The sequence below is a fragment of the Streptomyces sp. NPDC002619 genome, assembly GCF_042889305.1.
GTDB lineage: Bacteria > Actinomycetota > Actinomycetes > Streptomycetales > Streptomycetaceae > Streptomyces.
The window spans coordinates 1-1,960 of sequence record NZ_JBIAQV010000144.1 but is presented as its reverse complement, the minus strand read 5'-3'; the positions used below and the strand labels follow the sequence as shown (position 1 = coordinate 1,960).

The following is a 1,960-nucleotide window of genomic DNA, read 5'->3' as shown; positions in this document are numbered from 1 at the left end:
TCAGCATCACCATGGACGTCTATACGCACGTCGTGCAGGACACGCAGCGCGAGGCCATCAGCCACATGGGCCGGCTGCTCAAGAGGCGCCCCGGCCGTGAGTGACCGCCCTCGTTGATGTCAACAACTTATGTCAAAGGCCCCGGACCATGATCGGTCCGGGGCCTTTTCCCTTGTGCCCCCAGCAGGATTCGAACCTGCGACACCCGCTTTAGAACTCCTAACAAAGTGGCCCTGGAATGTGGGTGGTTGTGGGGTTGTTGACCAGTACATGAGGAAGGGTCAGCAGCCGCCGTGGATCGTGCCGGATGAGCTGTGGGTACGGATCGAGCCGTTGCTGCCGGTCGTGCCGCGCCGGCCGGATCACCCGGGCCGCAAGCGTCTGGATGACAGGAAAGTCCTGTCCGGCATCCTGTTCGTGCTACACCGGCATTCCGTGGGAGTTCCTGCCCCAGGAACTGGGCTTCGGCTCGGGGATGACCTGCTGGCGACGCCTGCGCGACTGGAACGACGCGGGAGTCTGGCAACGTCTGCACGAGTCGCTGCTGGCCGAATTGCACGCCGCCGGCGCGCTGGACTGGTCCAGGGCGGTGATCGACGGCTCCCATGTCCGGGCCCTGAAGGGCGGCCCAAAACCGGACCGAGCCCGGTCGACCGTGCCCGAACAGGCTCGAAGCACCATCTGATCACCGAAGCGCACGGCATCCCGCTGGCGGTGTCACTGACCGGCGGAAACCGCAATGACGTCACCCAGCTCATGCCCTTGATCGAGGCCATTCCTCCGGTGCGAGGCCGACGCGGACGGCCCCGCCGACGGCCGGACACCATTTACGCCGACCGCGGATACGACCACGACAAATACCGCCGGCAGGTCCGGGCGGTCGGGATCACCCCGGTCATCGCCCGCCGCGGCACCGAACACGGCTCAGGACTGGGCGTCCACCGATGGGTGGTCGAGCAGAGCTTCGCGCTGCTGCACTGGTTCCGCCGGTTACGCATCCGCTGGGAGATCCGCGACGACATCCACGAAGCCTTCCTCAGCCTGGCCTGCAGCATCATCTGCTGGCGACGACTGAGGAACCTCTCACTTTGTTAGGAGTTCTTAGGAGCGAGGTTGGGCGGTTGGTGACGTGAGCTGCGAAGACGTGGCTTGGAGCAAGGCCCTGAGTCTGCACCGTTGTTGCCGCCGAGTCCCCGTGAGTCCCCACCCGTTCTGGCACGAGAGTGGCACGGCCTTGCGGTGGTGGTGAGGCAGCACCCGCGGGAAATGCTCCGGTTCTTCTCCCGAGCCGCGCCAGGCACGGGGTATCTCAGCCCAGCGGGACGCGGCGGCGCCAGCGGGCCGACGCCTTTTTGATCTGCCGGGTCCGCCACCATCCGCCGAACTCCGACCTCCACCCCCGCGTCTTCAGGACCAGGACGTTCTCCGGGTCGCCGGGGCGCTCTCCCAAGGTGTCCAGTGCGCCGAGGTGCAGAACACGTTCGAAGTCGTCGTTCGCTCCGACGAACGCCCAGAAGACGGGATAGCGGGCAGCCCTCTTCAGCGTGGCGATGACGGCGGCACCGTCGCCCGGTGCGGAGGTCAGCACGACGACGGCGAGCGTGTGGCCGGCCAGGTCACCCGTCGCCTCGATGATTGCCTCCAGTGTCGGGGCAAGCGTGAACCCCCCTGGTCCGAAAGCCTTGTTCTTCTTCACCAAACGCTCGGCCGCGTTGCCACGCCCCTCACCCCGCATGGCGTCGACCGGGTCGTCCCTGGCGAACCACTCGTCGGCCCATCGCGCCACTTCTTCCGGTCCGGGTACCGGAATCCGGACCGGCTTCCGCTGGAACACCCAGAACCCGGCGGGCGGCCCACCGAAACTCCTTAGCTTGACGTTTAACCTCGCACGTCACCCGACCTGCTGATCTGCGGTTCTTCCCGGGACAGCGGAGGCGGCCGTTCTCCACGCTTCGAGATG

The 1,960-nt window shown here is 66.4% G+C and carries 1 protein-coding gene and 2 pseudogenes; 2 read left to right on the top strand and 1 reads right to left on the bottom strand.

Annotation, left to right across the window (positions count from 1 at the left end; translation table 11 throughout):
- Together ACFYXB_RS45890 and ACFYXB_RS45885 are read left to right on the top strand one after the other, a co-directional pair.
- A pseudogene (locus ACFYXB_RS45890) lies at positions 1-104 on the top strand (oxidoreductase); the annotation flags it as partial.
- A gap of 166 nt (positions 105-270) precedes the next feature.
- Positions 271-1,095, top strand: a pseudogene (locus tag ACFYXB_RS45885) (IS5 family transposase).
- 214 nt (positions 1,096-1,309) lie between these two features.
- On the opposite strand, the gene ACFYXB_RS45880 reads toward ACFYXB_RS45885, so the two are convergent.
- Positions 1,310-1,786: a hypothetical protein gene (locus ACFYXB_RS45880; RefSeq protein WP_389591450.1), complete on the bottom strand. Its 477-nt coding sequence runs from the start codon at positions 1,784-1,786 to the stop codon at positions 1,310-1,312.
- Between the last annotated feature and the right edge of the window lie 174 nt (positions 1,787-1,960).